The following is a 26237-nucleotide window of genomic DNA, read 5'->3' on the forward strand; positions in this document are numbered from 1 at the left end:
GCTATTCCACTGATAAATAAAAGATAAAACGATTTTTACGTGGATAAAGATAGAGGGAATAAGCAATGTGGCCTGCTTTGTGCACTACATCGTCAACGCTTATCCACGACGAGACGGTGACCCCATGTCTGATGAAAAGAACAGCAACCTGCTTTATGGCCTGGAGCAGCGCATCCCGCCGCTACCGGCTTTTTTTAGCGCCTTACAGCACGTGCTGGCAGGGCTGGTCGGCATTATTACGCCGCCGCTGATTATTGGCGCCGCGCTGGGACTTGGCGAATGGCTGCCATATTTAATTAGTATGTCGCTAATGGCTTCCGGGATTGGCACCTTTCTTCAGGCTAACCGCGTCTGGGGGATCGGTGCGGGCATGATCTGTATGCAGGGCACCAGCTTCGCTTTTCTCGGCGTAGCGATTGCCGGCGGCATGTGGGTAAAAGCACAGGGTGGCGGCCCGCAGGACATTATGGCCATGCTGTTCGGTGTTAACGTTGTTGCCGCGCTGGTACCGGTCGTCGTCAGCCGCTTTATCGAACCGCTGAAAAAACTTTTTACCCCGATTATTACCGGCAGCGTCATTGCGCTGATCGGCATTAGCCTGATAAAGGTCAGTATTATTAATTGGAGCGGCGGCGAGCATGCGATGGATTTCGCCAGCCCGGGCAATATCGCATTGGGCGGCATAACGTTAGGGATTATCGTGGTGCTGAGCTGCGCGAAAAACCGCTGGCTGCGTTTATCGTCGGTGGTCATCGGCATGGCGGTGGGCTGTATCGCCGCCGCGCTAAGCGGAAAATTTCATCTGGCGCCGATCGGCGATAGCTGGTTTCGTCTGCCGGCGATATTTCCTTTTGGCTTTCAGTTTAATAGCGCCATATTTTTACCGGTCGCGCTGGTATCGCTGGTTTGCATTCTTGAAGCCGTCGGCGATTTAACCGCCAACTGCCTGATCTCAAAACAGTCCATTGATGACGGCGCGTTTCGCTCACGCCTGAAAGGCGGGATCCTCGCGGATGGCATTAGCTGCCTGATCGCCGCGGCGATCTGCGCGTTTCCCAATACCACCTTCGCGCAGAATAACGGCGTCATCCAGATGACCGGCGTCGCCAGCCGCTATGTCGGGCGTTATATTGGCGTATTGCTGATTCTGCTTGGGCTGTTTCCTCCCTTTGGCGAGATCCTGCGCCAGATCCCCACGCCGGTGTTAGGCGGCGCGACGATGGTCATGTTTGGCTGTGTCGTGGCGGCCGGGATCCGCATTATCACTCAGAACCCGCTAACCCGCCGCGATATGCTGATTGTGGGCCTGGCATTTGGTTTTGGCCTCGGCATTGAGGCGGTTCCCGCTTTCCTTGCCCATTTCCCGCCTATCATCGGCAACCTGTTTGGATCTGCGGCCACCAGCGGTGGGCTGGTGGCGATTGTACTGAATCTGATTATTCCGCAAGAGAAAGCCGCCATGACGGCAGCGGCAAGGAGCAATAATGATAACACTCAACCACTTTAATCAGCTGCCGCAGGCGGAAGCCATTCGCCAGCTTGAACCCTGCGTGGCGCTCCCCGCCTGGCGCGAAGCGCTGGCGCTGGAGCGGCCCTATGCCACACTGGCGGCCTTAACGGATCGCGCGCAACAACTGACGCAGCACTGGGGAGAGGCAGATCTGGCGCGGGCGCTCTGCGCCCACCCGCGGATCGGGGAAAAGCCGACGGGCGGGGAAGCGCATGCCGCGCTGTCTCGCCAGGAGCAGGCGGAGGTTAATGCCGACGATGCCGATATCGCTCGGGCGCTGAAAGAAGGGAACGCCCGTTACGAAGCCCGCTTTGACCGCGTGTTTCTAATCCGCGCCAAAGGGCGCAGCGCCGCCGAAATCCTGCAGGCGCTGACCCAACGGCTGACCCATAATGACGCGCAGGAAATTGAAGCGGCGCTGGAACAATTACGTGAAATCACCTTACTCAGACTGGCGGGAGTTATTAGCGAATGATCACCCTGAGCACCCATATTCTTGATATTTCTACCGGCAAGCCTGCACAAGGCGTGGCGGTCACCCTGTTCTGCGAAGGGCGCAGCCTGGCATCAGGCGTGACAGACAGCCATGGCCGCCTGGGCGAGCTGGCGACGGGACAACTGCGTCCCGGCAACTATCAGCTGGTGGCCGAACTGCAATCGTGGTTTGCGCGCGATGGCCGCCAGACCCTGTACCGGCAGGCGCAGATCGATTTTATGATTACCATTGATGACAAAGACCATTTTCATCTGCCATTTTTAATTGCCCCCGGCGGCTGGTCGACCTATCGCGGAAGTTAAGTTGAGTCCGCCGCCCGGCCAGAATGAAGCGCCGGGCAGCGGTTCAGCCTTCGTTACACCATACCTGTTGGCCATTGACCCAGGTTTCACTAATGTTCCGTTCATCGCCTAAGGTCATCAATACGAACAGCTGCTCATAGACATCATGACAGCGTGCGCCGCGCAGCTTTTGTAGCGGCGTTACCGCCGGGTCGATAACCACCAAATCGGCCTCTTTTCCCGACTGGAAATTACCAATTTTGTCATCCAGGCGTAACGCGTGCGCGCCGCCCAACGTCGCATGATAAAACGCTTCGCTAGCGCGCAGGCGATAGCTCTGTAGCTGCGCCACTTTATAGGCCTCGCCGAGGGTGCGCAGTAGGCTGAAGGTGGTTCCGGCGCCAACATCGCTGCCGATGCCAATCCGGACTTGATGTTGCCAGCTGGCGGGCAGGCGAAATAGCCCGCTACCCAGAAACAGGTTTGACGTCGGGCAAAAGGCGATTGCCGAACCGGTCTCATGCAAACACCGCCACTCTTTCTCCGCCAGATGGATCCCGTGGGCGAAGACGCTGCGCGCACCGGTCAATTGATAGTGATGATAAACATCAAGATAGTGCTCATGCTCCGGCCATAACTGCTTTACCCACGCGATTTCATTAAGGTTTTCACTGAGATGGGTATGCAGCCAGGTATCAGGAAACTCCTCCCGCAGCCGCTGAACTGCTTGTAGTAGTTCCGGTGTGGAAGTGGGGGCGAAACGCGGCGTAATAGCGTAGCCCAGACGGCCTCGCTTGTGCCAGCGCTGGATCAGTTCGCGGGTCTGGCGATAGCTCTGTTCGGCGGTTTCGGTTAAATACTCCGGCGTATGGCGATCCATCATCACCTTACCGGCCAGCAGGCGCATGTTCAGGCGCAACGCCTCGGTAAACAGGGCCTCCACGGACGCAGGATGAAGCGTACAAAACACCAGCGCGGTGGTGGTGCCATGGCTGAGCAACTGGTTGACAAAAAAACGGGCGATATCCGCTGCGTACCGTTCATCGGCAAACTGGCTTTCCACCGGGAAGGTATAAGTGGTCAGCCATTCCAGCAGCTGTTCGCCAAAGGCGCCGATCATTTCGGTTTGAGGATAATGAATATGGGCGTCGACAAACCCCGGCAGCAGCAGTTTACCACGCAGATCGCGATAGCCTTTATGTGGATCGAGTAATGCTTCGCCTTCCTGCCATGGCAGTAGCGCCTGAATCTTCCCGGCGTAAATAAACAGCACGCCATCATCAATATATCGCGCGTAGCGGGCGATATCGTCAGCGCTGGCGGCGGGTTGGCTAATATCAAAAAACGCACCGCGTAGCGCGGTGTGGTATTCCAGCATGTTGCCGCCTTATTTGAGTGGTGATGTATCCGTTTTGCAAATTTAATGCCAGGAAGCCGCGGCAGGCGCCGCGGCCGGTTGGGATTATTCTTTCTGCGCCAACGCGCTGGGGGTGAAGCGGGCGGAGGAAGCAGCCTGCCGCTCGTCGCGGGCAATCCAGCGATACAGGCTGCCGCTTAGCAGTACGCCGATGAACCAGCTAAAATTGGCCACCTCATGCAGAGCGGGAATAAAGCTGATAATCAGGCCGACCGCCACCGAGGGCAGCAGCGCGGCGATGGCCTTCGGGTTAAAGCCGTTGCGGTACCAGTATTTGCCTTTCGGGGTATCATCGAAAAGATCGTCGATCGATACCTGTCCGCGTTTAATCAAATAGAAATCAACCAGCAGAATGCCAAACAACGGCCCGATAAACGCTCCCAATACGTCCAGGGTGTAGTGGATAAGTTCTGGGGAGTTAAACAGATTCCACGGGGTGAGCAGTATCGAGCCGACGGCGGCAATCATCCCGCCGGTGCGGAAGCTGATTTTTTGCGGCGCGCAGTTGGAAAAATCAAATGCCGGCGAGACGAAGTTGGCGACAATATTGATGCCGATAGTGGCGGTGATCATGGTCAGCAGGCCGATGGCGACCGCCAGATCGTTACCCACATGGCTCACCGTTTCAATCGGGTCGGTGATCATCCGGCCAAATAAAGATTGCGTCCCGGAAACGATTACTACGGTCACTACCGAGAACAGCAGGAAGTTAAACGGCAGCCCCCAGCGGTTGCCGCGGCGAATTTCGCCCATGCTTCTGGCGTAACGGGAGAAATCGCCAAAATTAAGCAGCGGACCAGAGAAGTAAGAGACCACCAGCGCGGTGGCGGTGATCATCTGCCAGCTTTGCTCACCGGCGGTCAGCGTCTTACTGGCGAGGGTAAAGGAGATACTATCGAGGCCTGTCTTGTATACAATCCAGCCCGCCAGCGCCAGCATCACCACATATACCGCCGGGCCGGCGATATCAATAAAGCGCTTAATCGCGTTCATGCCGTGCCAGAACACCATCGCCTGCAACAGCCACATGGTGGCGAAACAGATCCAGCCAAGCGATGAAAGACCCAGCAATGACGTTTGCGTCATTGCCGCCAGCGAGGGCCAGAACTTCAGCAGCACCAGCATCAAGGCGTTCGCAGCAAGATAGGTTTGGATCCCGTACCAGGCGAAAGCAATCAGCCCGCGTATCACCGCCGGAATATTGGCGCCGAATACGCCGAACGCCTGACGGCAGATGACCGCATAGGGCACGCCGGCAATCTGGCTGGGTTTGGCCACCAGATTGGCGCAAAGCTGGACGATAACAATTCCGGCCAACAGGCAGATAAGTACCTGCCAGCTCGCCAGCCCCAGCGTAAAGAAACTCGCCGCCACCACATAGCCACCCATGCTATGCACGTCCGACATCCAGAAAGAAAAAATGTTGTACCAGTTCCAGTTTTGCTCGCGCGTCGGCGCCAGATCCTCGTTGCAAAGACGCGGGCTGTAGCCTGATGCCGGGTCTCCGGCGTTGAGCTGATGCGTGTTTTGTGTATTTGGCATGGATCCTGCTCCTCTGAAGACAAACGTTTTGCCGTTGATAGCGGAAGGCGTTGCAGGATCCAGGCCAGAATAGTTAATCTTGTATACAAAATATTTATTTTATGTATACGATTTGATATCGAAATGGAAAGTGGAGTGGACCAATGGGCAATGAAAATCCGCTGCAGGCCGCAGCCGGACTGCATGACAAGGATGAGTCTATCTACGAAGCCTTGCTGACCGCGATTGTCGAGCAACAACTGCTGCCGGGCAGCAAATTGCCGGAAGAGGCGCTGGCGGAGGTGTTTGGCGTCAGCCGAACGGGGGTACGCAAAGCGCTGCAACGACTCGCCGCTGTGCAAATGGTGACATTAACGCCCAAACGTGGTGCACAGGTCGCCAGTCCGACGGTTGACGAGGCACGGGATATATTCCGCACCCGCGCGCTACTGGAAGTGGCGAATCTGCCGGATGTACTGCAACGCTGCCAGCCTCCACATCTGGCGGCGCTGGAAGCCATTATTCAGCAGGAGCAACTGGCGCATGAGGCCTATGATGGCCCGTCCGCTATCCGCCATTCCGCTAATTTTCATATTCAGTTACAGGCCATTTCCGGCAACCAGGTACTAACGGAGATGGTCACCCGACTCAGTCAACGCTCATCGCTGGTGATTGCCGCCTGGGGCGCGCCGTGGCGGCAGGGGTGCCGCTGCGATGACCACGAGCGCCTTGTCGGCCTGCTCCGCGAAAAAGCGCTAACCGCGCTGACCGAGGCGCTCAACCATCACTTTGAACACATCGTTGCCAGTTTATGTTTTTCCCGCACGGGGGAGTCGGTTCCCGATTTCGCCCGGCTGTTCGCCGGCTATAAGGAGCGGTAATGTCCACCATCTGTATACAAGTTATCAATCCCAATACCGATCCCGGTATGACGCAAACCATCGCCGAGGCGGCCCGCGCCGCGGCGTCGCCAGGAACCGATATTGTCGCGGTCTGTCCACCAGACGGCGTGCCGTCGATTGAAGGGCATTTTGACGAAGCCATCGCCGCCGTCGGCGTGCTGGAGCAAATAAAAGCCGGGCAGCAGCAGGGCGTTTCCGGGCATGTTATCGCCTGTTTTGGCGATCCGGGGTTACTGGCCGCCCGTGAACTGGCCCAGGGACCGGTTATTGGTATTGCCGAGGCGGCGATGCATATGGCGACGCTGGTCGCTACCCGCTTCTCGGTGGTCACTACCTTACCGCGCACGCTGATTATCGCTCGTCATCTGCTACATCAGTATGGTTTCCATGAGCATTGCGCCGGTCTGCATGCGATCGATCTACCGGTGCTGGCGCTGGAAGATGGCAGCGGCGTGGCGCAGGAAAAAGTACGCGCCCGCTGTATTCAGGCCCTACAGGAGGATGGCTGCGGCGCTATCGTGCTGGGCTGCGGCGGCATGGCGACCCTGGCGCAGCAACTGACCCGGGAACTTCAGGTACCCGTTATTGATGGCGTCAGCGCGGCGGTGAAGATGGTGGAATCTCTGGTAGCGCTAGGCCTGACAACCAGCAAGCACGGCGATTTAGCTTATCCGGAACGTAAAACGCTTAGCGGTAAATTTGCCGTGTTTAATGATTAAATGAAGGGGTGGGAGATGATACCAGCAGCAGAATTATATCCGCGCGATTTGCGCGGCTACGCGGGAAAGCCGCCGCACGCGCAGTGGCCAAACCAGGCGCGTATCGCGGTGCAGTTTGTGCTTAATTACGAAGAAGGCGCCGAGAATCACGTCCTGCACGGCGATGCGGGTTCTGAACAGTTTCTCTCCGATATCATCGGCGCTGCCAGCTATCCCGATCGCCATATGTCGATGGACTCATTGTATGAATATGGCAGCCGCGCGGGTTTCTGGCGTATCCATCATGCCTTTCAGGAGCGGGGGTTACCGCTGACGGTGTTTGGCGTGGCAATGGCGCTGGCGCGTCATCCGGATATCGTCGCGGCGATCAAAGCGGCCAACTACGATGTGGTCAGCCACGGGTGGCGTTGGATCCACTATCAGCATATGGCGATTGAACAGGAGCGCGACCATCTGCATAAAGCGGTGCAGGTGCTGACCGACCTGTTTGGCAAACCGCCCACCGGCTGGTACACAGGGCGCGATAGCCCTAACACCCGGCAACTGGTGGTCGAACATGGCGGATTTGATTACGACAGCGACTATTATGGCGATGATTTGCCGTTCTGGACGGAAGTGCCTTGCGCCGACGGGCGGCGTAAACCGCATCTCATCGTGCCTTACACGCTCGATGCCAACGATATGCGCTTTGCCACCGCTCAGGGGTTTAATACCGCTGAACAGTTTTATACCTATCTGAAAGACAGCTTTGATGTACTGTACGCGGAAGGTGAAACGTCGCCGAAAATGATGTCTATCGGCATGCACTGCCGGTTGCTGGGCCGCCCCGGACGCTTCCGCGCTCTGCAACATTTTCTCGATTACGTGCAGCAGCATGAGCGCGTGTGGATTTGTACCCGCCAGCAGATTGCCGACCACTGGCGGCGGGTGCATCCGTACCAGCCATAGCGGCAGACCCATTGCGCCGTTATTTGTCGGGTGGCGGCTAACGCCTTACCCGACCTACGGTCCGTGCGGCCTGCCGTTAATTTATACTGCCGGTGTTGGTAGCCTCAAAATCCCCGGTGGCGCTGCCGCTTACCGGGGCTACAGCGCTTTGCGATTTGGTAGCCCGGAGAAGGCGCAACGCGCCGCGTCCGGGAAAACCCCTTAAAAAAGTAGTAAACCGATAACAGTATCTATGGTCCGTACCGTTGTGAGCTTAAGATCTCTATCTTGTAAATGGCTACTGGAACTGCGGTGTTGGTGGCCTCAAAATCGCTGAGACGTTCCCGGAAGGCCGGGGCAGCCCGCATGAATGCGGGCTGAGGGCCGTGATTTGCAGGGATGCTGCCTCGGCCCGACCCGGAGCCTGCCGGGATAAGTCGAAGGCACCACGAAGTGGCGATTTTGGCGGCCAGAGCCCGGGAGTACAGAGGGCGGCGGCGACTGGCCGCCCTCTGTGCGCTCCCAGCGCCACGGAAAACATATTGCGGAAAAAATTAACCGGGAGCGCAATGTGCTCAGAATTAACACAAAGCACATGTTTTTCCCAGACCAAAACCGTTGCAAATCGATAACAGTATCTACGCCGGCATGTGATCTGTAGGCCCACGTAAGTGTAGCGCCGCCGGGCAATAACCGCGGGTAAAGAACCACTTTCGCGCCGGATGGGGCTGCGCCTTATCCGGCCTACGATCCGTGCCATTGTGAGTTGGTAGCCCTGCTAAGCGCAGCGCAAGTAGGGGGCGACAACGGCATCAATGCCCCATCAAACTGACCTGCGCGGCAACGATACGCCAGCCGCAGGCAAACCGCACCCAGGTTTGCTGCTGACGGCCGATACGATCGCTGCCTTCACGGGTGAACTCGGTACTGCATACCGCATAATCCTCCCCATAGGTGGTGATCACCGTATGGCGTAACTCCCGCGCAAGCCCTGCGGCCGGGCGTGCGGCGCGGAAGGCGCGGATCTCATCAATACCATACAGATTCTCTCCGGCGCCGAGGCGAACCGTGCGCGTATCGTGCCAGAACAACGCATCAAGCAACGCGATATCGTTACTCACCAGTGCCTGTTCATAGCGATAAAAAGCCGCCGTTACTTCGGCGACCACCTGCGGAATATTGATTTCTTGCGACGCGATCATGCGGCTACCTCCACCGGGCGGGAATCGGTCATTCCCATCGCTTCCAGCGCATAGGCGGCGCGCAGACAGGCCTGTTCATTAAACGGTGCGGCAATTAACTGCACCCCGACAGGCAGCCCTGTCGCGGTACGTAGCGGGACGGTTACCACCGGCAGACCGATAAAGGAGATTGGTTGAGTGAGCATGCCCATGCTGGCGCGTATCGGTAAAGACTCGCCGTTGATCTCCATCGTCTGCTCGCCAATAAGCGTGGCGCTGCATGGTGTTGCCGGGGCGATGAGCACGTCGGCATGGGTGAATAGCGACGCGACTTGCTGCTGGGCGTGCCGACGGAAGCGCTGCGCCTGCAGGTACCAGGCGGAAGGGATCATCGCACCCGCCAGCAGACGTTCGCGCGAGTGCGGTTCAAAGCGCTCCGGCTCACGCCGTAAGGCTGGCAGGTACTGGTTTCCGCCTTCAGAAGCGCTAATGATAAAAGCAGAAGCGCGCGCCAGCTCCGCCTCGGGGAAGAGATACTCTTCAGAGGCTTCGAGATAGCGGGCGACGCGAGCCACCGCCGCGCGGGCATCGTCATCGCACCAGCGGCTGAAATAGCCGCCTAAAACCGCGCAACGCAGCCCCTGGAGGCCATATTGCAGATGCGGCGTAGCTGGGGTGACGCCGCGTTCGGCCTGAAAACCGTCATTAACGTCTCGCCCCTGAAGAACATCGTAGACTGTGGCTAAATCCTCTACCGTACGGGCAAACGGACCAATATGATCGAGGCTGGGAACAAAAGGGTGGCTGCCGGTACGCGACAGACGGCCGAAGGTTGGCTTGAGACCAAAAATCCCGCTCAGGGATGCCGGAACGCGGATTGAACCATTGGTGTCGCTACCGAGCGAGAAATTAACCAGCCCGGCGGCGACCGCCGCCGCTGAGCCGCCGGAGGATCCGCCGGCAATGCGGTTAAGATCGTGCGGATTGCGCGTCGCGCCATAGTGGCTGTTTTCCGTAGTAAAACCGTAAGCATAGGCGTCCATATTCAGCATCCCGCTGAGCAGGCCGCCTGCGGTATGGATTTGACTTACTGCCCAGCTATCGACGCGGGCAGGCGGGTTATCGCTGAACAGTTGGGCGCCGGCGAGTGTGGTTTCCCCCGCGACATCAAACAGATTTTTGACCGCGTAGGGAATGCCTGCCAGCGCAGGTAGCGGCTGATTCGTGCGCCGTAGGGCATCAATGGCGTCCGCTTCGTCGAGCATCCGTTTCCCGGTGACAGTCGTCCAGGCATTGAGCAGTGGGTTACTTTGCGCAATATCATCAAGCGTCTGGCGAGCCAGCTCTCTGGCGCTAAATTCACCGCGACTCAGCGACTGCTGAATGTCGGCAATGGTCATCTGATGTAGCTTCATGCTTTATACACTCCGGCGATTTCCAGACGCTGATCGAGCGGATAGGCCATCAGCGGTTCAGCCATATCGGCAATGCGGCGAAATTGCGCCAGCAGCTCAGCGCGGCGCGATTCATCCAGTTCAAGGGCGAGGATCTGTTCCATCTGTAGAAGCCAGTCGCGCCACTCTTTTTCGGTTTGTTTCATGCTTCTCCCCCTAATAGCCAGCGGCGGTGCCGTTACTGCGCGGGTCAGACGCGCCTTCAAACAGGCCGTCAGGATGGCGGACAATGGCCCCGGCATGTCCCATGGCCTCGCTGAAGTCGGCCAGTACCTCAACCTCATGCCCCAGTTCCCTGAGCCGGGCGAGGGTTTGCGGCGCAAAGCGGCCTTCTACTTTTAGTGAGTCCGAGGTCTGTCCCCAGGTGCGTCCAAGCAGCCAGCGCGGACGAGAAATACTCTCCTGAAGCGGGACATTCTGCAGGATATAGCGGGTGAAAAGCGCCGCCTGCGTCTGCGGCTGCCCGTCGCCGCCCATTGAGCCATAAACCATCACCCGGCCATCGTTCAGGCGCGCGGCGGCGGGATTAAGGGTATGGAAGGGTTGCTTGCCCGGCGCCAGGGCAAGCAAATGCGCCGGGTCGAGGCTGAACGACGCACCGCGGTTTTGCCAGACAATACCGCTGTCCGGAAGTACCACGCCGCTGCCAAACTCATGGTAGAGACTCTGGATAAAGGAAACCGCCAGCCCGCTACTATCCATCACGCCCATCCAGACGGTATCGCCGGGGCCTTTGCCTGCGCCCCATGGCGCGGCGCGCTGGTCGTCGATCTTCTCCGCCAGCGGTTGTAACGCCTGCGGGGACAGCAGGCTTTGAATATCCACGTCCAGATGCTGCGGGTCGGTAATATGTTTATCTCGCAGGCTGAAGGCCAGTTTTGTCGCTTCCACGATACGGTGGATAGTCTGCGCATCGTCGGTCTGCTCCATCGCCAGCCGGTCAGTGATGCCGAGAATGGCCAGCGATACCAGTCCCTGCGTCGGCGGCGCCAGGTTCCATAACTCACCGTGTTGATGCTGTAACCGCAGTGGTTGCGGGCGACGCGCGCGATGCTGGCGCAGATCGTCAAGCGTTATAGGAAGGCCGTAACGGGCCATGCCGGCCGCCAGTTGTTCCGCCAGAGAGCCGCGATAGAAACTATCAAGCCCTTCCGCAACCAGCCGTTTTAGCGTGGAGGCCAGCGCAGGCTGACAAAAGCGGCTGCCGCTTTGCGGAGGGCGGCCATTGACCAGAAAGGTCTCAGCGAAGCCCGGCTGGCGCTGAAGTTCATCTAATTTTCCGGCGGTGGCGCTGGCTTGCGAGGCGGTCACCGGAATACCGTTATCGGCATAGCCGATCGCGTCCTGTAACAGGCGCGAAAGCGGTAGTGATTTACCGGTCAGCGAGTGTGAAACTTTCAGCGCCTCATCCCAGCCGCTGACGGTGCCGGCGACGGTCAGGGCGGATTGCGGGCCGCGATGCGGGATGTGCGTTAGCCCGGCATAGGCTTCCGGCGTCGCCAGTGAACCCGCGGCGCCGCTGGCGTCAATGGCGATCGGATCGCCCTGCGGCGGTACGATCAGCCAGAACCCATCGCCGCCTAAACCATTCATATGCGGATAGACCACCGCGATGGTCGCGGCGGCGGCGACCATCGCTTCTATTGCGCTTCCGCCTTCGCGCAGCACGGACAGCGCGCTTTGGCTAGCCAGATGATGGGGGGCGACCGCCATCCCCTGGGTCGAGAAATGACTCTGCATAACTTATCCTCGTAACGAATCATGCAGCCACTGCTGCAAATGCTATCCGTGCAAAAGCTGTTCCACTTTGAAAAGAAAGTTTCAATGATGCGGCGGCCGTTTGTCTTTTCTCATTGTGGCATGCATTGTGAAGGGGGTTAGCGGTATAGTTCAGTGAAACAAAAGTTACAGAGGCGCTATGGAACAACTCGATGAACGGCTGAAGGCGCAATATGCGTCGTTGTCACCCCAGGAGCAGCGGGTGGCGGATTTCATTGTCGACCACTTTGACGACCTGATTAGCTACAACAGCGCCGAGCTGGCCCAACTGAGCGGGGTATCAAAAGCGACGGTAAGCCGTCTGTTTAAACGGCTGGGATATGAAAAGTATCGCGATATGCGCGATGAGCTGCGCACGTTACGCCAGAGCGGGATGCCGTTGACCGATCATCGCGAGGCGGTGCAGGGTAATACGCTGCTGGCGCGGCATTATAAACAGGAGATGGCAAACCTGACGCAGTGGGTAAACGCGCTGGATGCCCGCCAGTTTGCCGAAGCCATTAACGCGCTGGTGAATGCCAGGCGCGTCGTCATTATTGGCATGCGAAATTCCTGGCCGGTGGCGCTGCATTTGCGCCAGCAGTTGCTTCAGGCGCGCGGGCAAGTGGTGGTGCTGCCGCAACCGGGGCAAAGTTTCAGTGAAGAGCTGGTCGATTTAAGCGCGGAAGATATCGTGGTGGTGATGGCGTTTCGCCGTAGGCCGCGAATTATTCGTCCTCTGATGCAGCAACTGCAACAGCGGGGAGTTCCGCAACTGCTAATCTGCGAGCCGCAGGCGCATAGCCTGTTTCCGCTGGCGTGCTGGCGGTTATGCGCCCCGCTGGACAGCGTGTCGGCTTTCGACAGCTACGCGTCGGCCAATAGTCTTATCAACCTGCTTGCGAACGCCTTGCTACATGAAATTCTCGATAGCGGTCGCCCGCGCATTCATGACATCGCCACGTTATACCAGCAGTTGGATGAGCTTGAACAACGATAATGGGGAGCCAGCCTGGTGCTTTGCACCATTTTGGTGCCAAATTGCGGTAAGGAGAAGGGCAACTCTTCTTACCACCATGGTTAATATTCGCGTCATTTCCCGCTGAAAGCCGATTGGGCAGCGCAAATTTCTTTTGTCCGTATCTGGCACATTAGTTGCAGAAGTTTATTTAAAGAATCTTTTGTTTCATACTAACGTAACGGGTAATGATGATGAAAAAACTGCTGATTGCGCTGACCGGGGTCGCTTGTCTGTTGACACAAATCACCGCCGCACACGCGGACCAACTCCAGGATATTGAAAAACGCGGCGTGATCCGCGTCGCTGTTCCCCAGGATTTCCCGCCGTTTGGTTCTGTCGGCACCGATCTCCAGCCACAGGGGTATGACATTGATATGGCCCGCTATCTGGCAAAGCAGATGAAGCTAAAACTGCAGCTGGTTCCGGTGAGCAGCGCCAACCGGGTACCGTATCTGCAGACCGATAAAGTGGATCTGGTGATCTCAAGCCTGGGTAAGAACGCCGAGCGGGAAAAGGTCATTGATTTCAGCCAACCCTACGCGCCGTTTTTCCTTGGCGTCTTCGGCCCGCAGGGAGCTGCCCTGAAAGACGCAGCCGAACTGAGCGGTAAGAGCATCGGCGTGACCCGCGGCGCGGTGGAAGATATGGTCCTGACCAGCATTGCGCCGAAAGCGGCGCAGATTAAGCGTTACGAAGATAACAACACCACGCTGTCGGCCTGGCTTTCTGGTCAGGTGCAATACGTGGCGACGGGTAATCTGGTGGTGGCGGCTATCTCGCGGCAAAACCCGGCGAAAGCCCCGGTCGCCAACTTTATGCTTAAGGATTCACCGTGCGTGATTGGCCTGAAAAAAAATGAACCGGCGCTGAAGGAAAAGGTGAACGCCTTAATCGCGCAGGGCATTAAGGACGGCACCCTCAATACGTTATCACAGCAGTGGCTGAAAGCGCCGTTGCCCAGCGACTTTGCCGCTTAAGGTACGGCGATGACGGAGCAATTACATTTTTCCGCGCTCTGGCCTTATTGGCCGGAGCTCGTTGCGGGACTCTGGGTCACTATCCAACTCACGGTACTCGCCACGCTCGGCGGCCTGGCTATCGGGATCATCGGTGCCGCTCTGCGTAGCGGGCGGGCAAGCTGGCTGAGTCGGATATGGGGGGCTTACGTTGAGGTTATCCGCAATACGCCGTTCGTGGTTCAACTGTTCTTTATTGTCTTCGGCCTGCCGAATCTGGGGTTGAAGATGACGGCGGGCGAAGCGGCGCTGCTGGCGATGATCGTCAACCTGGGCGCCTACAGTACGGAGATCGTCCGCGCCGGGATCCAGGTGACGCCAAAAGGGCAGTGGGAAGCCGGCCGGGTACTGGGGCTCAGCCGGAGTCAGACCTTTATTCAGGTGGTTTTACCGCCGGCGTTGCAGCGTATTTATCCGGCGCTGGTGAGCCAGTGCATTATCGTAATGCTCGGATCGTCGGTGGTATCGCAGGTCTCTTATGAAGAGCTGACCTTTGCCGCCAACTTAATTCAATCGCGAACGTTTTTGAGCTTCGAGGTGTATCTGGTGACGACCGGTCTCTATTTAGCGTTATCGATAGCGATGCGCCAGCTGCTAATGGCGGCTGGACGTAGATGGCTGAGGGTACAGGCATGATGACAACCTTTACCGACTGGGACATCGTACGCAACCTGCTGCTGGCCGGACGCTGGACCGTGCTGCTATCGCTGACGGCCTTTATTGGCGGCGCGCTGGTGACATTACCGCTGTTGCTGCTGCGCCTGCGGGGTAAATTGTGGCTGCAGCGCCTCATTCGCGGCTATATCGAGCTTTTTCAGGGGACGCCATTGCTGATGCAGCTGTTTCTCGCCTTTTTCGGCGTGGCGTTATTCGGGATCGATGTGTCGCCGTGGACCGCCGCCGCCCTGGCGCTGACCCTCTATACCAGCGCCTTTTTGCTGGATATCTGGTACGGCAGTATCCGTGCCTTACCGAAAGGACAGTGGGAGGCATCGCGTTGTCTGGGGTTAAATTTCACCCAGACGTTGTGTCGCGTGGTGGCGCCGCAGGCGGTGCGTATTGCCATCGCCCCCACCGTGGGTTTCGCCGTACAGGTAATAAAGGGCACCGCGCTGGCGTCGATTATCGGTTTCGTCGAGCTCACCAAGGCTGGCACCATGCTCACCAACGTGACATATCAGCCGTTTAAGGTTTTCGCACTGGTCGCGCTGGGCTACTTCATCTTGTGTTATCCGCTGTCCCGTTACAGCCGCTATCTGGAGAATAAATTCAATGCCGCTCATCACCATTAATCAGGTGCAGAAATTCTACGGCGATAATCACGTGCTGAAGGGGGTCGATCTCGATATCAATATGGGCGAGGTGATCTCCATCATCGGCCGAAGCGGCTCGGGGAAAAGCACCTTATTGCGCTGCATTAACGGGCTGGAGGGGTACCAGGAAGGCAGTATTAAGCTCGGTGGCATGACCATTACCGATCGTGACTCGCAGGCGCGGGAGATTAGCCGCTCCGTTGGCATGGTATTCCAGAACTTCAATTTATTTCCGCATATGACGGCGCTGGAAAATGTGATGCTGGCGCCGCGGCGGGTATTGAAAAAAAAGCCTGCCGAGTGCCGCGAACTGGCGCAGCAAATGCTGGGTAAAGTCGGGCTTGGCGATCGGCTGGATTTCTATCCCTCCAGCCTCTCCGGCGGGCAACAGCAGCGGGTAGCTATCGCCCGCGCGCTGGCGATGTCGCCAAAAGTTTTACTCTGCGATGAAATCACCTCCGCGCTGGATCCGGAACTGGTGGGCGAGGTGCTCAAAGTGCTGGAACAGCTGGCCGCGGAAGGAATGACGCTGATTCTGGTTACCCATGAAATGAATTTTGCCCGTGAAGTCGGCGACCGGGTGGTGTTTATGCACCAGGGGCGAGTCTGGGAGCAGGGCGACAGCAAAACGCTGTTCAGCCAGCCGCAAACCAATGAAATCAAACAATTTATCTCCTCCGTGCGCGGACTGAATTAATAAAGGAATCTACGATGGATATCGCTCAATTTTCACCAATCAATCCTCCACATCGTCTGCTGATGGGGCCGGGGCCGATCAACGCCGACCCGCGCGTCCTGCGCGCGATGTCCAGCCAGCTTATCGGCCAATACGATCCGGCAATGACGCACTATATGAACGAAGTCATGGTGTTATACCGCGGAGTATTCCGCACCAGCAACCGCTGGACCATGCTGGTGGATGGCACCTCACGGGCGGGAATTGAAGCCATTCTGATCTCCGCGATCCGCCCCGGCGACAAAGTACTGGTGCCGGTATTTGGCCGCTTTGGCCATCTGTTATGTGAAATTGCTCGCCGCTGCCGGGCGGAAGTGCATACCATTGAGGTGCCGTGGGGTGAAGTGTTCTCTCCCGAGCAGATTGAAGATGCGATCAAACGGGTGCGTCCACGTATGCTGCTGACGGTGCAGGGAGACACCTCGACCACCATGCTGCAGCCGCTGGCGGAGCTGGGCGAGATCTGCCGTCGTTATGATGTGCTGTTTTATACCGACGCCACTGCCTCATTGGGCGGCAATGCGCTGGAGACCGATGCCTGGGGGCTGGATGCGGTATCGGCGGGAATGCAAAAGTGCCTCGGCGGCCCCTCCGGCACCTCGCCCATTACCCTGAGCCCGCGGATGGAAGAGACTATTCGTCGACGTAAATGCGTTGAGCAGGGGATCCGCACCGCCGAGCACCTTGATGGCGTCGATGAGATGGTTTACTCCAACTATTTCGATCTCGGGATGGTGATGGATTACTGGGGGCCAGAACGCCTTAACCATCATACTGAAGCGACATCCGCACTGTTCGCCGCCCGCGAATGCGCGCGCCTGATTCTTGAAGAAGGGCTCGATAACGGCATTGCCCGCCACAAACTGCACGGCGACGCGCTGGTGAAAGGGATTCAGGCGATGGGGCTGGAAATTTTTGGCGACCTGCAACACAAAATGAATAACGTACTGGGCGTGATCATCCCGCAGGGCATTAATGGCGACCAGGTACGCCAACTGATGCTGGAAGATTTCGCCATTGAGATTGGCACCTCATTCGGCCCGCTGCACGGCAAAGTGTGGCGTATAGGCACAATGGGTTACAACGCGCGCAAAGATTGCGTCATGACCACCCTCAGCGCGCTGGAATCAGTACTCAATTACCTGAAATTCCCCACCACGCAAGGGGCAGCCATGCAGGCGGCGTGGGATCATTACCGCAGCGAGAAACCGCTATGAACCTGGCCGCAGCGCGAGTGATGGCGCGGGCAGAGAGATTAGCGGCGATAAGCGAAACGCCGGAAGGCCTGACGCGGGTTTACCTTTCGCCACAACATCTTGAAGCTAATCAGCAGGTTGCACACTGGATGCGTCAGGCAGGCATGATTGTCTGGCAGGACAGCGTCGGCAATATTTGCGGGCGCTATGAAGGCAGAGAAGAAGGGGCGCCGGCGATTTTGCTCGGATCGCATCTCGATACGGTACGTAACGCCGGGCGATATGATGGCATGTTGGGGGTGTTAGCCGCCATTGAAGTGGTGCAGAGCTTACATAATCAGGCGCGCCGCCTGGCGCAGGCCATCGAAATCGTCGGCTTCTGCGATGAAGAAGGAACGCGCTTTGGTATCACGCTATTGGGCAGCAAGGGGCTGACGGGAAGCTGGCCGCAAACCTGGCTGGACCAGCGCGATGCCGAAGGCATTAGCCTGGCGCAGGCGATGGTCAGCGCCGGGTTGGATCCATCACACGTCCATTCAGCCTCGCGCCCGGCGGAAGATTTTTCCGCCTATCTGGAACTGCATATCGAGCAGGGGCCCAGGCTGGAACAGGCCGGTTCGGCACTCGGCGTGGTCGAGGCGATCAACGGCGCGCGGCGGCTCAATTGCTGTTTTACCGGCGAGGCGGGTCATGCCGGCACGGTGCCGATGGACCAGCGCCGGGACGCGCTTGCCGCCGCCGCAGAGTGGATGCTGTATATTGAGAGCACGACGCGCCAGCAGGGAGGCAACCTGGTCGCCACCGTCGGGACATTGCGCTGCTCGCCGGCGGCGGTCAACGTCATTCCCGGCGAGGCCGCGTTGACTCTGGATATCCGCGGTCCGCAGGATCAACCGCTGGATGCATTACTGGAGTCATTGCTGGCGGCCGCCGCAGAGATTGCCGGGCGTCGCGGCCTGCAGTTTGCCGCTGAGGAGTTCTATCGCATAGCGGCAACCGCCTGCGATCCGCGATTACAGGCGGTTATTGCCGAAGCGGTATGCGAGGTACAGGACGCGGCATTGACGCTGCCAAGCGGCGCCGGACATGATGCGATTGCCATTGCGGAACGCTGGCCGGTAGGGATGTTATTTGTGCGCTGTAAAGGGGGAATTAGTCACCATCCGGCGGAAGCGGTCAGCGAAGCCGATGTCGAACTGGCGATTGATGCCTTCAGCCGGGCGGTGATAAAACTTGCCGGGTAAATCACTAACGGGCGCATCCTCTTTTCGTGGATGCGCCGCAAACTTATTCCGCTCCCGCAGGAAAAGCTATTCTCCGCAGTCGGCTGGCGCTAACGGCCGCCGACAACGCCGAGGCCGCGGCGGCAATCCACAGCGCAAGATGAACGGCGCTTTCGTCTTTTGCCAACAGTACGCCCATCACGGCGGCGCCCAGACACTGCCCGAACGTGCGCATGATGGATAAAACGCCCGAGGCATAGCTCGCCTGTTCGCGACTCACGTTTGACAGCATTTCCCGGTTATTCGGGCTCTGGAAGCAGCCAAAGCCAATACCGCATACCAGGCTCCGCAGGCAGATATCCCACGCGGCGGGCGTAGCGGGGAGCATCGCCAGAAGGATTAAACCCGCGACAAAAATCATCAGTCCCAGCGTCGAGATGAGCGGAGCGGAGATTGAGTCCGCCCAGCGGCCGGCGTGCGGTGCGATCAGCACTATCCCTAATGGCCACGGAGTAAACAGCAGCGCCGAGAGCGCCGGACTATAGCCATACTCGTTCTGGAACAGGAACGGCAGGGCAATAAAAGTGATCCCCTGGCTTACGAAGGCGATCAGCGATGTAAAGGCCGAAAGGGTAAAGCGTTCATTTTTAAACATCGCAGGCGGCAGCAGCGGGTTGTCCGTCTGCCGGATGCGCCAGATAAAGGCGGTGCCGCTTATCGCTGCGAGCAACGTCCAGTACAGACTATCGATATGCTGCGAAGCGCTCTGCATGCTATTCGCCGCCATGATCGTTGAACCCAATAGCAGCGCCGACAATATCGCTCCGGGAGTATCGAAAGCGGCTTGGCCGCCAACTGTCGACCGCGGGAGCGCTCTGACCGCCAGCAGTAGGGCGAGGGTACCGGGGAGCACGTTTATTGCAAACAGCCATTGCCAGCTCAAAGTATGCAGGATCGTGCCGCCCAGTACCGGCCCGATGGCGGAGCTTGAAGCGATAAGCAGGGCGTGTATCCCGAGAATACGCCCCAGCAGTCGCGCCGGAAAAACGGAGCGCAATATGGCGGGTGCGATACTGAGCGTTGCCGCGCCGCCGATCCCCTGCAGCACCCGCATGCCGATGAGCAGCTCAGGCGTCGTCGCCAGCGCGCAACCTACTGATGCCACAATAAATGTCGTCAGTCCGGCCAGAAACACCGGGCGGTAGCCGAAACGCGCCGCCAGCGCGGCGAATATCGCCAGCGTCATCGCCGCCGCCAGCAGATACCCGTTGGCGAACCAGACGGCGGTACTGGCTGACGCCTGCAGTTCCTGCGCCATCGACGGCAGAGCAATGTTTACCATAGTGCCATCAAAGACGCCCATTAAGGTGGTGGTCATTATCGCGGCCATAACCCGCGCTCGCGCCGGGCCTGGTAGGCCGTCATCGCCAGGTTGGCTGGAAAATAGTGTCATCGTGTTGTCTCCTGCAGAGGATATCTGGATGACGAAACTATAAAGATGGCTTTTACCGGGCGGAAGGCGCACCATTTACACTCTATAGTTGCATGAAACGCCTTATCTGAATGTTCCAGGAGTTGTGGTCATGTCAGACCCCGATTTTAATTTATTGATTGCACTCGATGTATTACTGAACGAAGCCAGCGTGGCGGGCGCGGCACGTCGTTTGAATCTCAGTACGTCAGCCATGAGCCGCACGCTAAGCCGGTTACGCGACGTCACCGGGGATCAGATACTGGTTCGCGCCGGGCGTAACATGGTGCTAACGCCGTGGGCGGAGGCGACCCGCGATCGCGCCCGTCGCGCGGTCCTCGAGGCGAAGGCGGTGCTGCAGCCAGCGGCCGAAGCGCTCAACGTACAAAATCTGGAGCGTCTTTTTACCATCAGGGCAAACGATGGTTTTGTGGTGGCGTTTGGCCCTTCGCTCATTGCGGCAGTAGCCGAAGCCGCGCCCAATGTCTGTCTACGCTTTGCGCCTAAGCCCGAAAAAACGTCACGCTATCTACGGGAAGGGCTGGTCGATCTGGAGATTGGCGTTCAGAGCAATATGGGGCCTGAAATACGTCTGCAACGACTGTTTGAAGATCGGTTTGTGGGGATTGTACGTAAGGGGCACCCGCTGGCCGCCCTGAGAGAGATAACCGTGGCGGATTATGTCGCCTGGGGGCATGTGGTGGCTTCACCTGAAGGTACACTGCACGGTTCGGTTGATGATGTGCTGGCCGAGCTCGGCATGAAACGCAAAATCGCCAGCGTCGTCCCCGGATTCCCGACCGCGCTTTCCGTGGCGCTGCAATCGGATCTTATCGCCATGATCCCCGCTCTCTATTTAGTCAATCAGCAGGTCATGGAGCAGGTACATCTTTTTGAGCTGCCGTTTAAAAGCCGGCGGATTACCGTCTCGCAGATGTGGCACCCGAGAATGGAACGCGATCCCGCTCACCGCTGGCTCAGAGAGAAAATTGTGGCGATATGCCGCGTGGACAAGTCGTTACACCAGAAGCTGTAGAAGATTATTCGCATTGAGTTTCTTCAGGGCATTACATTTATAGGTCGAGACCTGTTTTTCACTCATCTTCGTCATATGCGCGACATATCTTACCGACTGCCCCTTAACCAGCCTGTCGAGGACGTTAAATTCCATCTCAGTCAGGCAACAGCGCAGGGTGCGGATCCGCCTTGGCTCTTTAGATAACAGCCAGGCAGCATCCGCCACGGAGATGCGGTCATCAATGATATGCAACGTTAACGTTTCAAAACGCTTGCGCAGATAGGTGGCCAGCCCCCAGCTTTTTTCATTACACACCAGGTAGCCCGTTCCCTGCCAGCCATGGGCTTCGAGGGTAAGTAAAATATCAACCAGCGACTGATGCGTACCGGTAATGGAGAAACGGCAGCGAATAACAAGGGTGGTGCTCTCTAACAGTAAGGGCTGCCACTGCACCGTGCCGCTATGCACTTTCGTCTTAACGTTACGACGGAGAAGGGTGTAGCGCAGCCCCTCCGCATAAAAGCGATTATTATCAAGAACAACGTAGCTCACAGTAGCCTCTTTATAACGTACTGGGGGTATAGATAACGCGTAACGTACCGGTATAGTCACCCGCGTTTTTGCTGCTGGCGGCAAAGGCGGGGGTCTTCAGGGTAATGGGGGCCGGGATGCATAACACGCTTTCGCGGCCGCCCGGCAATACCACCTGGCGCAAATAGCGGCGATTATTGGTGCCCTCCCAGACTAACGTCTTACCGTTAGCGGCAACTTCAGTTGCGCCGGTGGTCGGGTTGGTCACCAGCACCTGATAATCGAGACGATCTCTTGGGTCTGTCTGGCTGCCCCCTCGCCGCCGGATGGAGAATGCCCCTTCGGCACGCCCGGTCGCGTCAAGCTCATCGTCTTCAAAGCGTAGAAACGCCCGCGAACTGGTGCTGTTGTTGCCATCATAGAGGCACATATCCAACGAGTTTTCGCCCTTAATTTCACTGCCGCCGGGTCTGCCGGGGAAATTGGTGAGGTTGAGGTTCACCACCGGCGTGGAGTGCGGAAATGCCGGTAAATAAATCTGCTGATTGCCCGGGTCGACCACCTCAATACGCAGGTTAGCCTGCCATTTAGCGATGGTGAGATAACCCGGACAACCAATATTGACGTTATTGAAGTCACCGCCGCAGCTGGCGCTTCCCCATTCGCGCAAATCCTGCTTCAGCGTAGCCGTCCAGATCCCGGCCTGATCGAGTTTATTTAATTCGCTCCGAACGATGTAAAAATCGAAGTACGGCGCACTGTTCCAGGCTGACGCATCTACTGTTCCGCCCGTTACGTAGCTGGCGAAAACAAAGGTTTTGTTATTAATGAACATGTGGTGTTCACCATAGACTTTTACATCCACCGTCTTGTTGGTTATTGCGTGGGTAAAGCGCAGATTTATCGGATACGGCGCGGCCGGGTTCGCAGGAAACCATACCGGCGCGGTCATGCAGGCACCATAGGTTGTATCGGTACGTGACTGACAGGTCAGGGTATTTCGTCCCCATTTTTGCGGATCGCTCGTATCATAACCGCCGGATTCGTGCAGCCAGATATCCATCCGGGCAGGCGGAGACTGGCGATCGAAAGCAAACGCCACGCTGGTATTTCTGCCGGCAGGACTACCGGCCTGAGCCTCGGCAAAACAGATGCTGGCGAGCAGTAAAATCAAAAGACGCGTTATCACATCATTTTCCTGTAGAGAGAGTAGAGTTATTCATCGCCGTTGGGCTGACCGCCGGCGTACGGCCAGCCAGCAGTAATTGCGCCTGCTGCTGCACGGTTTCCGGTAACGCGGAATAAGTCAGTTCTTCGCAGGTCACCGTGCCGACATAGCGCACGACGTCACGCATGGTCTTCACCTTCAGCGCACACTGGTAAAACTGCTGCTGTTTTACCAGGTAGAGCGACTGGATCAGGCTGTCGCTTTCCGCGCTAAAGCCGCCGTTACCCAAATCGCTCCAGCCGCTGACGTTAAGCGGCATACCGCCGATAAACGGCGTATGTTGTTCATCGGTCAACTGGCCAAGCCAGGTGTAACGCGTGGTGGTTTGCACCTCTCTGTGCAGCATTTTTCCTGGCACCATAAATACCGTTCTGCTTCCTGAGCCCTGCGTGATTTCACTGTTGGCGCCGTGGGAAATGTCCGTCGACTCATTAATAGTCAGCGTGGTTTGCTGATAGCCGGGCAGGGCGAACAACGCACGGGCGTTTGCCGGGATATCGGCGCTACCGCTGTTATCAAGCGATACAGCTATGCGAGAATCAGGAGTCGCTTCCGGTGTGGCGACGTTGACCGCAATGGCTGACGCCGGGCGTCCGTCACCCCAGCGGCCAAACCACAGGCCGGAACGAGATAACGCCAGCGTAGAACTGTAGTTTCCGCTGCTGCTGAACCGGTGGCGATGATCCTGGCGATCCCACGAATCGCTGACGGTCAAACTTCCGTTACCAAATCGGCCGCCCTGACGGGTATAGGCTGAAGTATTCAGCGAGTCGCTATTAATCCCGGATGCGTTGAGACCATACTCATTTTCACCGCGCGCGTCGGTGTACCAGTTGTGCGCGACGTTATAGTTGAGCTGATTTTTTTCATGCTTCTGCTGTTGCCACGTGGCTCCCACCGAGGTGTAGCTGGAGGCATCGTCCTGACGATTATGTGCCAGCGACAGGCTTACGCTGAGGAAGCCGCCTTTATCCTTACCATCACCAGAATGATCGTTACGCATAAACAGGTTTATGCTGCTGTTGATATTCAATCCGCGGGTGCTGAACGCGTTGCTAAGCCCGGCCTGCCATGCCTGCGAACGGGAGCGGGTCATATACACCGATTCCCAGGGCAAACCGTCGTCGCGCCGATCGTCATTATTCGGTAATTCACGCCGCGAGACATAACGGCCTTCATTGCGGTTATCGGAATAACCCAGGTTGGCATACCACGAGCCGACAGGAACGGAGAACATCACCGAAAGGCTTCGGTAGCAACCATTCACCGCGTCAAATCCGGTACTGTTGGAATTACAGTTGTCGGCCGATAAGGCATTGCGATAAAAGCTCAGTGAAAAGCCATCGTTATAGCTGATTTGCTGGATATTGCCGCGTTGGCCCTGGCTGCCATAAAGGTAGCTAAAGCGTGTGCTGAGTACCCCATCAATGGGGCCGGTATTGAATCCGCGGCTCCAGTCGACGGCGCTTTCCACAAAACGCTGGTTCTTTTTCACCGTTGCGCCGCTGGTGACCGCAAGCGTAGATGTCACCGGCAGGCGAATGCCCGCTTGCGCCACGGCGCTGCGTTCGTCGCTCATATCGTCGTTATCGGTTTCACCGGCCTGCATAAACCACTCGACGCGGTCGAATGGCGTGATGCCGGTGCGGGTAAACGGAACCTGCTCGGTGCGGGTCAGGCGGTTGTTTTCATAAATCGCCAGCGTCACGGTATAGCTCCCGTCCGGAAACGAACGGGTGTCCAGGGTTTGCGCCCCGGCATTAAGATAAAAACTGGCCAGCAGTTGATTGCCTCGGCGGGCGTCGATACGCGCGTCATGGGAAAGCAGCACCGTAATGGGCGTTCCACTGGACTGCTGAACGGGGTTGATCCACGCTCGCGTCGAGCCGGTACGCAGCCCGCGAATTTTTCCAAGCGGTAACTGGCTGAGGTTGATATTGCCGCCCGCCGCGCTGAAGAGATCGCGCGTATCCATTTCCCCTAACTGCACGTAATATTCATGCCACAGATCCTGACGGAACCAGGCGTTGTTGACCGTGATCTCCTGCTGCTGTTGATGGCGAGAGCGCTGCCCAAGCCAGGTCCAGTCGAGGTTAAAATACCCGTCCTCAGTCATGGCCAGCGCGCCATTTCCCTGCACGGTCATCGACTGATAGTTTTCGTCGGCCACGAAATTGATATTTTGCTGGTGGATCAACGCATTTTCAGTATTGCGCGTAGGCTGATACCACTGATTTTCCGCCGTTTGTTTGGGTAGATACTGCCTGTCGAAAAACAGGTTTATGCGCGCGTTGTTCTCGTCATAAATCAGGGCCACGCTTTTGGTGTCGATAAAATCGCAACCCGGCGCGGAACCATTGCTGCTGCAGGCGAGATTGCCGTTACGCGCAAGCGGAGAGGAAAGGGCGCCGGTCACAGAGGCGATCAAGGCAGGATCATCGTTGAACTGACGTTTAATTGCCGCGACAAGCGTTTCCGGCGCCACAAAGGTGACCGTTTCAAGCGTAATATCGGCTTCAAACAGTCCGAGCGACGCGCCATACAGACTGACTTCCGTCCACAGGCGCTGCGTTTTCGCCAGATCTTCAAAACCCGCAGGTACGACGATACTAGCGCTGGCTAATTGAACGGAAGCGGGTAACAAAACGACAAAAAGAAGAGCATTTCTGTGAAAAGCCATGAACGAGCCTCGACGTCATCCTGACATCAGAGGGCAGGCGCCCTCTGATGTACTTCCTTATACGTATTATGGAGTTACGCGCCGCCTTCCGCGGTAGTCGCCTGAGTCAGCATCAGGCTGACCACGCCGCTGTACTGACCAGTTTTCAGAATGCCTTTGGTGGTCTGAGAGATGGTCAGCGGCAGGACCGCAGAACCGTTTTCAACGCTGCCCGGGAAAAGTTCGCTGCCGGTAAATTCTGCATCGGTGGTGTTCAGGGTTTTATCGCCCAGTTTTACGGTCATCGGTACCGTCTCGGCGCCCTCGGCATTGGTCAGATTCGCGGCGCTAACCAGACGGACTTTTACGTTGCTGGTGGCTGAGTTCGACCAGATTTTGGTATTGAGACGGTAGCTTTCCAGCCCACGGCCCGGCAGATATTGCATATCGATGCTGGCTGGTAACGGCGTATTATCGGCTTGGGTCATATCCAACTGGGAATCGACGTTGGCATTAACCGTAATATCCTTCTGAATAGCCATTGCGCTGAACGCAGTAGACATCGCAGCAACGATCATCAGAGGTTTAATATACTTCTTCATTGATATCTCCATATTTATAAACGAGCTCCATTAGCTCTTTAAACAAACCACTCGTGG

General features: G+C 57.4%; 25 protein-coding genes. 14 read left to right on the forward strand and 11 right to left on the reverse strand.

The window, feature by feature from the left end; all coding sequences use genetic code 11:
- Positions 1–124: 124 nt before the first annotated feature.
- From ACSEMK_RS03530 to uraH, 3 genes are read left to right on the forward strand one after another with little or no spacing between them, the layout of a single operon-like run.
- Positions 125–1507 carry a nucleobase:cation symporter-2 family protein gene (locus ACSEMK_RS03530; protein WP_430915151.1) on the forward strand — a complete coding sequence of 461 codons (1383 nt, stop codon included), beginning with the start codon at positions 125–127 and terminating at the stop codon, positions 1505–1507.
- Complete coding sequence (gene uraD / locus ACSEMK_RS03535) at positions 1485–1985, forward strand: 2-oxo-4-hydroxy-4-carboxy-5-ureidoimidazoline decarboxylase (RefSeq protein WP_430915152.1); 501 nt, start codon at positions 1485–1487, stop codon at positions 1983–1985. The genes ACSEMK_RS03530 and uraD overlap by 23 nt, the downstream gene beginning before the upstream one ends.
- Positions 1982–2308 (forward strand): hydroxyisourate hydrolase, encoded by a 327-nt coding sequence (uraH, locus tag ACSEMK_RS03540; protein WP_087860786.1) that lies wholly within the window; start codon positions 1982–1984, stop codon positions 2306–2308. The genes uraD and uraH overlap by 4 nt, the downstream gene beginning before the upstream one ends.
- 43 nt (positions 2309–2351) lie before the next feature.
- Here the strand turns inward: uraH and guaD are convergent, their stop codons facing one another.
- Together guaD and ACSEMK_RS03550 are read right to left on the reverse strand one after the other, a co-directional pair.
- On the reverse strand, positions 2352–3665 hold the full coding sequence (guaD, locus tag ACSEMK_RS03545) for a guanine deaminase (protein WP_430915153.1): 1314 nt from the start codon (positions 3663–3665) through the stop codon (positions 2352–2354).
- Positions 3666–3749: 84 nt separating this feature from the next.
- Complete coding sequence (locus ACSEMK_RS03550; protein WP_430915154.1) at positions 3750–5246, reverse strand: NCS1 family nucleobase:cation symporter-1; 1497 nt, start codon at positions 5244–5246, stop codon at positions 3750–3752.
- Between the two features lie 143 nt (positions 5247–5389).
- On the opposite strand from ACSEMK_RS03550, the gene ACSEMK_RS03555 reads away from it, so the two are divergent.
- From ACSEMK_RS03555 to puuE, 3 genes are read left to right on the forward strand one after another with little or no spacing between them, the layout of a single operon-like run.
- Entirely contained in the window at positions 5390–6106 is a 717-nt protein-coding gene (locus ACSEMK_RS03555) for a GntR family transcriptional regulator (protein WP_271032519.1), read from the forward strand.
- The gene (hpxA, locus tag ACSEMK_RS03560; protein ID WP_416348343.1) at positions 6106–6846 is read left to right on the forward strand and encodes an allantoin racemase; all 741 of its coding nucleotides are present in this window, start codon (positions 6106–6108) and stop codon (positions 6844–6846) included. Before ACSEMK_RS03555 ends, hpxA begins: the two co-directional genes overlap by 1 nt.
- Positions 6847–6861: 15 nt before the next feature.
- The gene (gene puuE, locus ACSEMK_RS03565; RefSeq protein ID WP_213316077.1) at positions 6862–7794 is read left to right on the forward strand and encodes an allantoinase PuuE; all 933 of its coding nucleotides are present in this window, start codon (positions 6862–6864) and stop codon (positions 7792–7794) included.
- A gap of 791 nt (positions 7795–8585) precedes the next feature.
- On the opposite strand, the gene hpxZ is transcribed toward puuE, so the two are convergent.
- From hpxZ to hpxW, 4 genes are read right to left on the reverse strand one after another with little or no spacing between them, the layout of a single operon-like run.
- Positions 8586–8975 (reverse strand): oxalurate catabolism protein HpxZ, encoded by a 390-nt coding sequence (gene hpxZ, locus ACSEMK_RS03570; protein ID WP_430915155.1) that lies wholly within the window; start codon positions 8973–8975, stop codon positions 8586–8588.
- On the reverse strand, positions 8972–10369 hold the full coding sequence (locus ACSEMK_RS03575; RefSeq protein ID WP_430915156.1) for an AtzE family amidohydrolase: 1398 nt from the start codon (positions 10367–10369) through the stop codon (positions 8972–8974). Before ACSEMK_RS03575 ends, hpxZ begins: the two co-directional genes overlap by 4 nt.
- A complete protein-coding gene (hpxX, locus tag ACSEMK_RS03580) occupies positions 10366–10554 on the reverse strand; it encodes an oxalurate catabolism protein HpxX (protein ID WP_015366605.1) in 189 nt (62 codons plus the stop codon). Before hpxX ends, ACSEMK_RS03575 begins: the two co-directional genes overlap by 4 nt.
- A gap of 10 nt (positions 10555–10564) precedes the next feature.
- A complete protein-coding gene (gene hpxW / locus ACSEMK_RS03585; protein WP_430915157.1) occupies positions 10565–12148 on the reverse strand; it encodes an oxamate amidohydrolase in 1584 nt (527 codons plus the stop codon).
- A 178-nt stretch (positions 12149–12326) separates the two neighbouring features.
- Between hpxW and hpxU the strand changes: the two genes are divergently transcribed.
- The 7 genes from hpxU (at position 12327) to hpxK (ending at position 18692) form a co-directional block, all read left to right on the forward strand.
- Positions 12327–13166 carry a MurR/RpiR family transcriptional regulator HpxU gene (gene hpxU, locus ACSEMK_RS03590; RefSeq protein ID WP_430915158.1) on the forward strand — a complete coding sequence of 280 codons (840 nt, stop codon included), beginning with the start codon at positions 12327–12329 and terminating at the stop codon, positions 13164–13166.
- Between the two features lie 212 nt (positions 13167–13378).
- The gene (locus tag ACSEMK_RS03595; RefSeq protein WP_032712624.1) at positions 13379–14164 is read left to right on the forward strand and encodes a transporter substrate-binding domain-containing protein; all 786 of its coding nucleotides are present in this window, start codon (positions 13379–13381) and stop codon (positions 14162–14164) included.
- Positions 14165–14173: 9 nt separating this feature from the next.
- A complete protein-coding gene (locus ACSEMK_RS03600; RefSeq protein ID WP_032714492.1) occupies positions 14174–14839 on the forward strand; it encodes an amino acid ABC transporter permease in 666 nt (221 codons plus the stop codon).
- Positions 14839–15495, forward strand: coding sequence for an amino acid ABC transporter permease (locus ACSEMK_RS03605; protein WP_162750154.1), 657 nt, complete (start codon positions 14839–14841; stop codon positions 15493–15495). Before ACSEMK_RS03600 ends, ACSEMK_RS03605 begins: the two co-directional genes overlap by 1 nt.
- On the forward strand, positions 15476–16213 hold the full coding sequence (locus ACSEMK_RS03610; protein ID WP_435336314.1) for an amino acid ABC transporter ATP-binding protein: 738 nt from the start codon (positions 15476–15478) through the stop codon (positions 16211–16213). The genes ACSEMK_RS03605 and ACSEMK_RS03610 overlap by 20 nt, the downstream gene beginning before the upstream one ends.
- Positions 16214–16227: 14 nt before the next feature.
- Positions 16228–17469 carry a pyridoxal-phosphate-dependent aminotransferase family protein gene (locus tag ACSEMK_RS03615; protein ID WP_430915159.1) on the forward strand — a complete coding sequence of 414 codons (1242 nt, stop codon included), beginning with the start codon at positions 16228–16230 and terminating at the stop codon, positions 17467–17469.
- The gene (hpxK, locus tag ACSEMK_RS03620; protein ID WP_430915160.1) at positions 17466–18692 is read left to right on the forward strand and encodes an allantoate amidohydrolase; all 1227 of its coding nucleotides are present in this window, start codon (positions 17466–17468) and stop codon (positions 18690–18692) included. Before ACSEMK_RS03615 ends, hpxK begins: the two co-directional genes overlap by 4 nt.
- A gap of 43 nt (positions 18693–18735) precedes the next feature.
- Here the strand turns inward: hpxK and ACSEMK_RS03625 are convergent, their stop codons facing one another.
- A complete protein-coding gene (locus tag ACSEMK_RS03625) occupies positions 18736–20124 on the reverse strand; it encodes an MFS transporter (protein ID WP_430915161.1) in 1389 nt (462 codons plus the stop codon).
- A 130-nt stretch (positions 20125–20254) separates the two neighbouring features.
- On the opposite strand from ACSEMK_RS03625, the gene ACSEMK_RS03630 reads away from it, so the two are divergent.
- Entirely contained in the window at positions 20255–21178 is a 924-nt protein-coding gene (locus ACSEMK_RS03630) for a LysR family transcriptional regulator (RefSeq protein WP_430915162.1), read from the forward strand.
- Here ACSEMK_RS03630 and ACSEMK_RS03635 read toward each other — a convergent pair.
- The 4 genes from ACSEMK_RS03635 to ACSEMK_RS03650 all read right to left on the reverse strand — a co-directional run bounded on the left by ACSEMK_RS03635 (position 21161) and on the right by ACSEMK_RS03650 (position 26180).
- Positions 21161–21712, reverse strand: coding sequence for a LuxR C-terminal-related transcriptional regulator (locus ACSEMK_RS03635; protein WP_430915163.1), 552 nt, complete (start codon positions 21710–21712; stop codon positions 21161–21163). The two genes, ACSEMK_RS03630 and ACSEMK_RS03635, sit on opposite strands and share 18 nt — an antisense overlap.
- A 10-nt stretch (positions 21713–21722) precedes the next feature.
- Positions 21723–22880: a CfaE/CblD family pilus tip adhesin gene (locus ACSEMK_RS03640; protein WP_430915164.1), complete on the reverse strand. Its 1158-nt coding sequence runs from the start codon at positions 22878–22880 to the stop codon at positions 21723–21725.
- Position 22881: 1 nt separating this feature from the next.
- The gene (locus ACSEMK_RS03645; RefSeq protein WP_435336315.1) at positions 22882–25599 is read right to left on the reverse strand and encodes a TcfC E-set like domain-containing protein; all 2718 of its coding nucleotides are present in this window, start codon (positions 25597–25599) and stop codon (positions 22882–22884) included.
- A gap of 74 nt (positions 25600–25673) precedes the next feature.
- Positions 25674–26180 (reverse strand): CS1 type fimbrial major subunit, encoded by a 507-nt coding sequence (locus ACSEMK_RS03650; protein ID WP_087860770.1) that lies wholly within the window; start codon positions 26178–26180, stop codon positions 25674–25676.
- Positions 26181–26237: the final 57 nt, after the last annotated feature.

Origin of the sequence: Klebsiella sp. K-3 (genome assembly GCF_051207495.1) — a bacterium.
GTDB lineage: Bacteria > Pseudomonadota > Gammaproteobacteria > Enterobacterales > Enterobacteriaceae > Klebsiella > Klebsiella aerogenes.

Bases quoted from the DNA above. Each gene is read 5' to 3' on its own strand.
- ACSEMK_RS03530 (WP_430915151.1), top strand. From the start codon at position 125: ATGTCTGATGAAAAGAACAGCAACCTGCTTTATGGCCTGGAGCAGCGC.
- uraD (WP_430915152.1), top strand. From the start codon at position 1,485: ATGATAACACTCAACCACTTTAATCAGCTGCCGCAGGCGGAAGCCATT.
- uraH (WP_087860786.1), top strand. From the start codon at position 1,982: ATGATCACCCTGAGCACCCATATTCTTGATATTTCTACCGGCAAGCCT.
- guaD (WP_430915153.1), bottom strand. From the start codon at position 3,665: ATGCTGGAATACCACACCGCGCTACGCGGTGCGTTTTTTGATATTAGC.
- ACSEMK_RS03550 (WP_430915154.1), bottom strand. From the start codon at position 5,246: ATGCCAAATACACAAAACACGCATCAGCTCAACGCCGGAGACCCGGCA.
- ACSEMK_RS03555 (WP_271032519.1), top strand. From the start codon at position 5,390: ATGGGCAATGAAAATCCGCTGCAGGCCGCAGCCGGACTGCATGACAAG.
- hpxA (WP_416348343.1), top strand. From the start codon at position 6,106: ATGTCCACCATCTGTATACAAGTTATCAATCCCAATACCGATCCCGGT.
- puuE (WP_213316077.1), top strand. From the start codon at position 6,862: ATGATACCAGCAGCAGAATTATATCCGCGCGATTTGCGCGGCTACGCG.
- hpxZ (WP_430915155.1), bottom strand. From the start codon at position 8,975: ATGATCGCGTCGCAAGAAATCAATATTCCGCAGGTGGTCGCCGAAGTA.
- ACSEMK_RS03575 (WP_430915156.1), bottom strand. From the start codon at position 10,369: ATGAAGCTACATCAGATGACCATTGCCGACATTCAGCAGTCGCTGAGT.
- hpxX (WP_015366605.1), bottom strand. From the start codon at position 10,554: ATGAAACAAACCGAAAAAGAGTGGCGCGACTGGCTTCTACAGATGGAA.
- hpxW (WP_430915157.1), bottom strand. From the start codon at position 12,148: ATGCAGAGTCATTTCTCGACCCAGGGGATGGCGGTCGCCCCCCATCAT.
- hpxU (WP_430915158.1), top strand. From the start codon at position 12,327: ATGGAACAACTCGATGAACGGCTGAAGGCGCAATATGCGTCGTTGTCA.
- ACSEMK_RS03595 (WP_032712624.1), top strand. From the start codon at position 13,379: ATGAAAAAACTGCTGATTGCGCTGACCGGGGTCGCTTGTCTGTTGACA.
- ACSEMK_RS03600 (WP_032714492.1), top strand. From the start codon at position 14,174: ATGACGGAGCAATTACATTTTTCCGCGCTCTGGCCTTATTGGCCGGAG.
- ACSEMK_RS03605 (WP_162750154.1), top strand. From the start codon at position 14,839: ATGACAACCTTTACCGACTGGGACATCGTACGCAACCTGCTGCTGGCC.
- ACSEMK_RS03610 (WP_435336314.1), top strand. From the start codon at position 15,476: ATGCCGCTCATCACCATTAATCAGGTGCAGAAATTCTACGGCGATAAT.
- ACSEMK_RS03615 (WP_430915159.1), top strand. From the start codon at position 16,228: ATGGATATCGCTCAATTTTCACCAATCAATCCTCCACATCGTCTGCTG.
- hpxK (WP_430915160.1), top strand. From the start codon at position 17,466: ATGAACCTGGCCGCAGCGCGAGTGATGGCGCGGGCAGAGAGATTAGCG.
- ACSEMK_RS03625 (WP_430915161.1), bottom strand. From the start codon at position 20,124: ATGACACTATTTTCCAGCCAACCTGGCGATGACGGCCTACCAGGCCCG.
- ACSEMK_RS03630 (WP_430915162.1), top strand. From the start codon at position 20,255: ATGTCAGACCCCGATTTTAATTTATTGATTGCACTCGATGTATTACTG.
- ACSEMK_RS03645 (WP_435336315.1), bottom strand. From the start codon at position 25,599: ATGGCTTTTCACAGAAATGCTCTTCTTTTTGTCGTTTTGTTACCCGCT.
- ACSEMK_RS03650 (WP_087860770.1), bottom strand. From the start codon at position 26,180: ATGAAGAAGTATATTAAACCTCTGATGATCGTTGCTGCGATGTCTACT.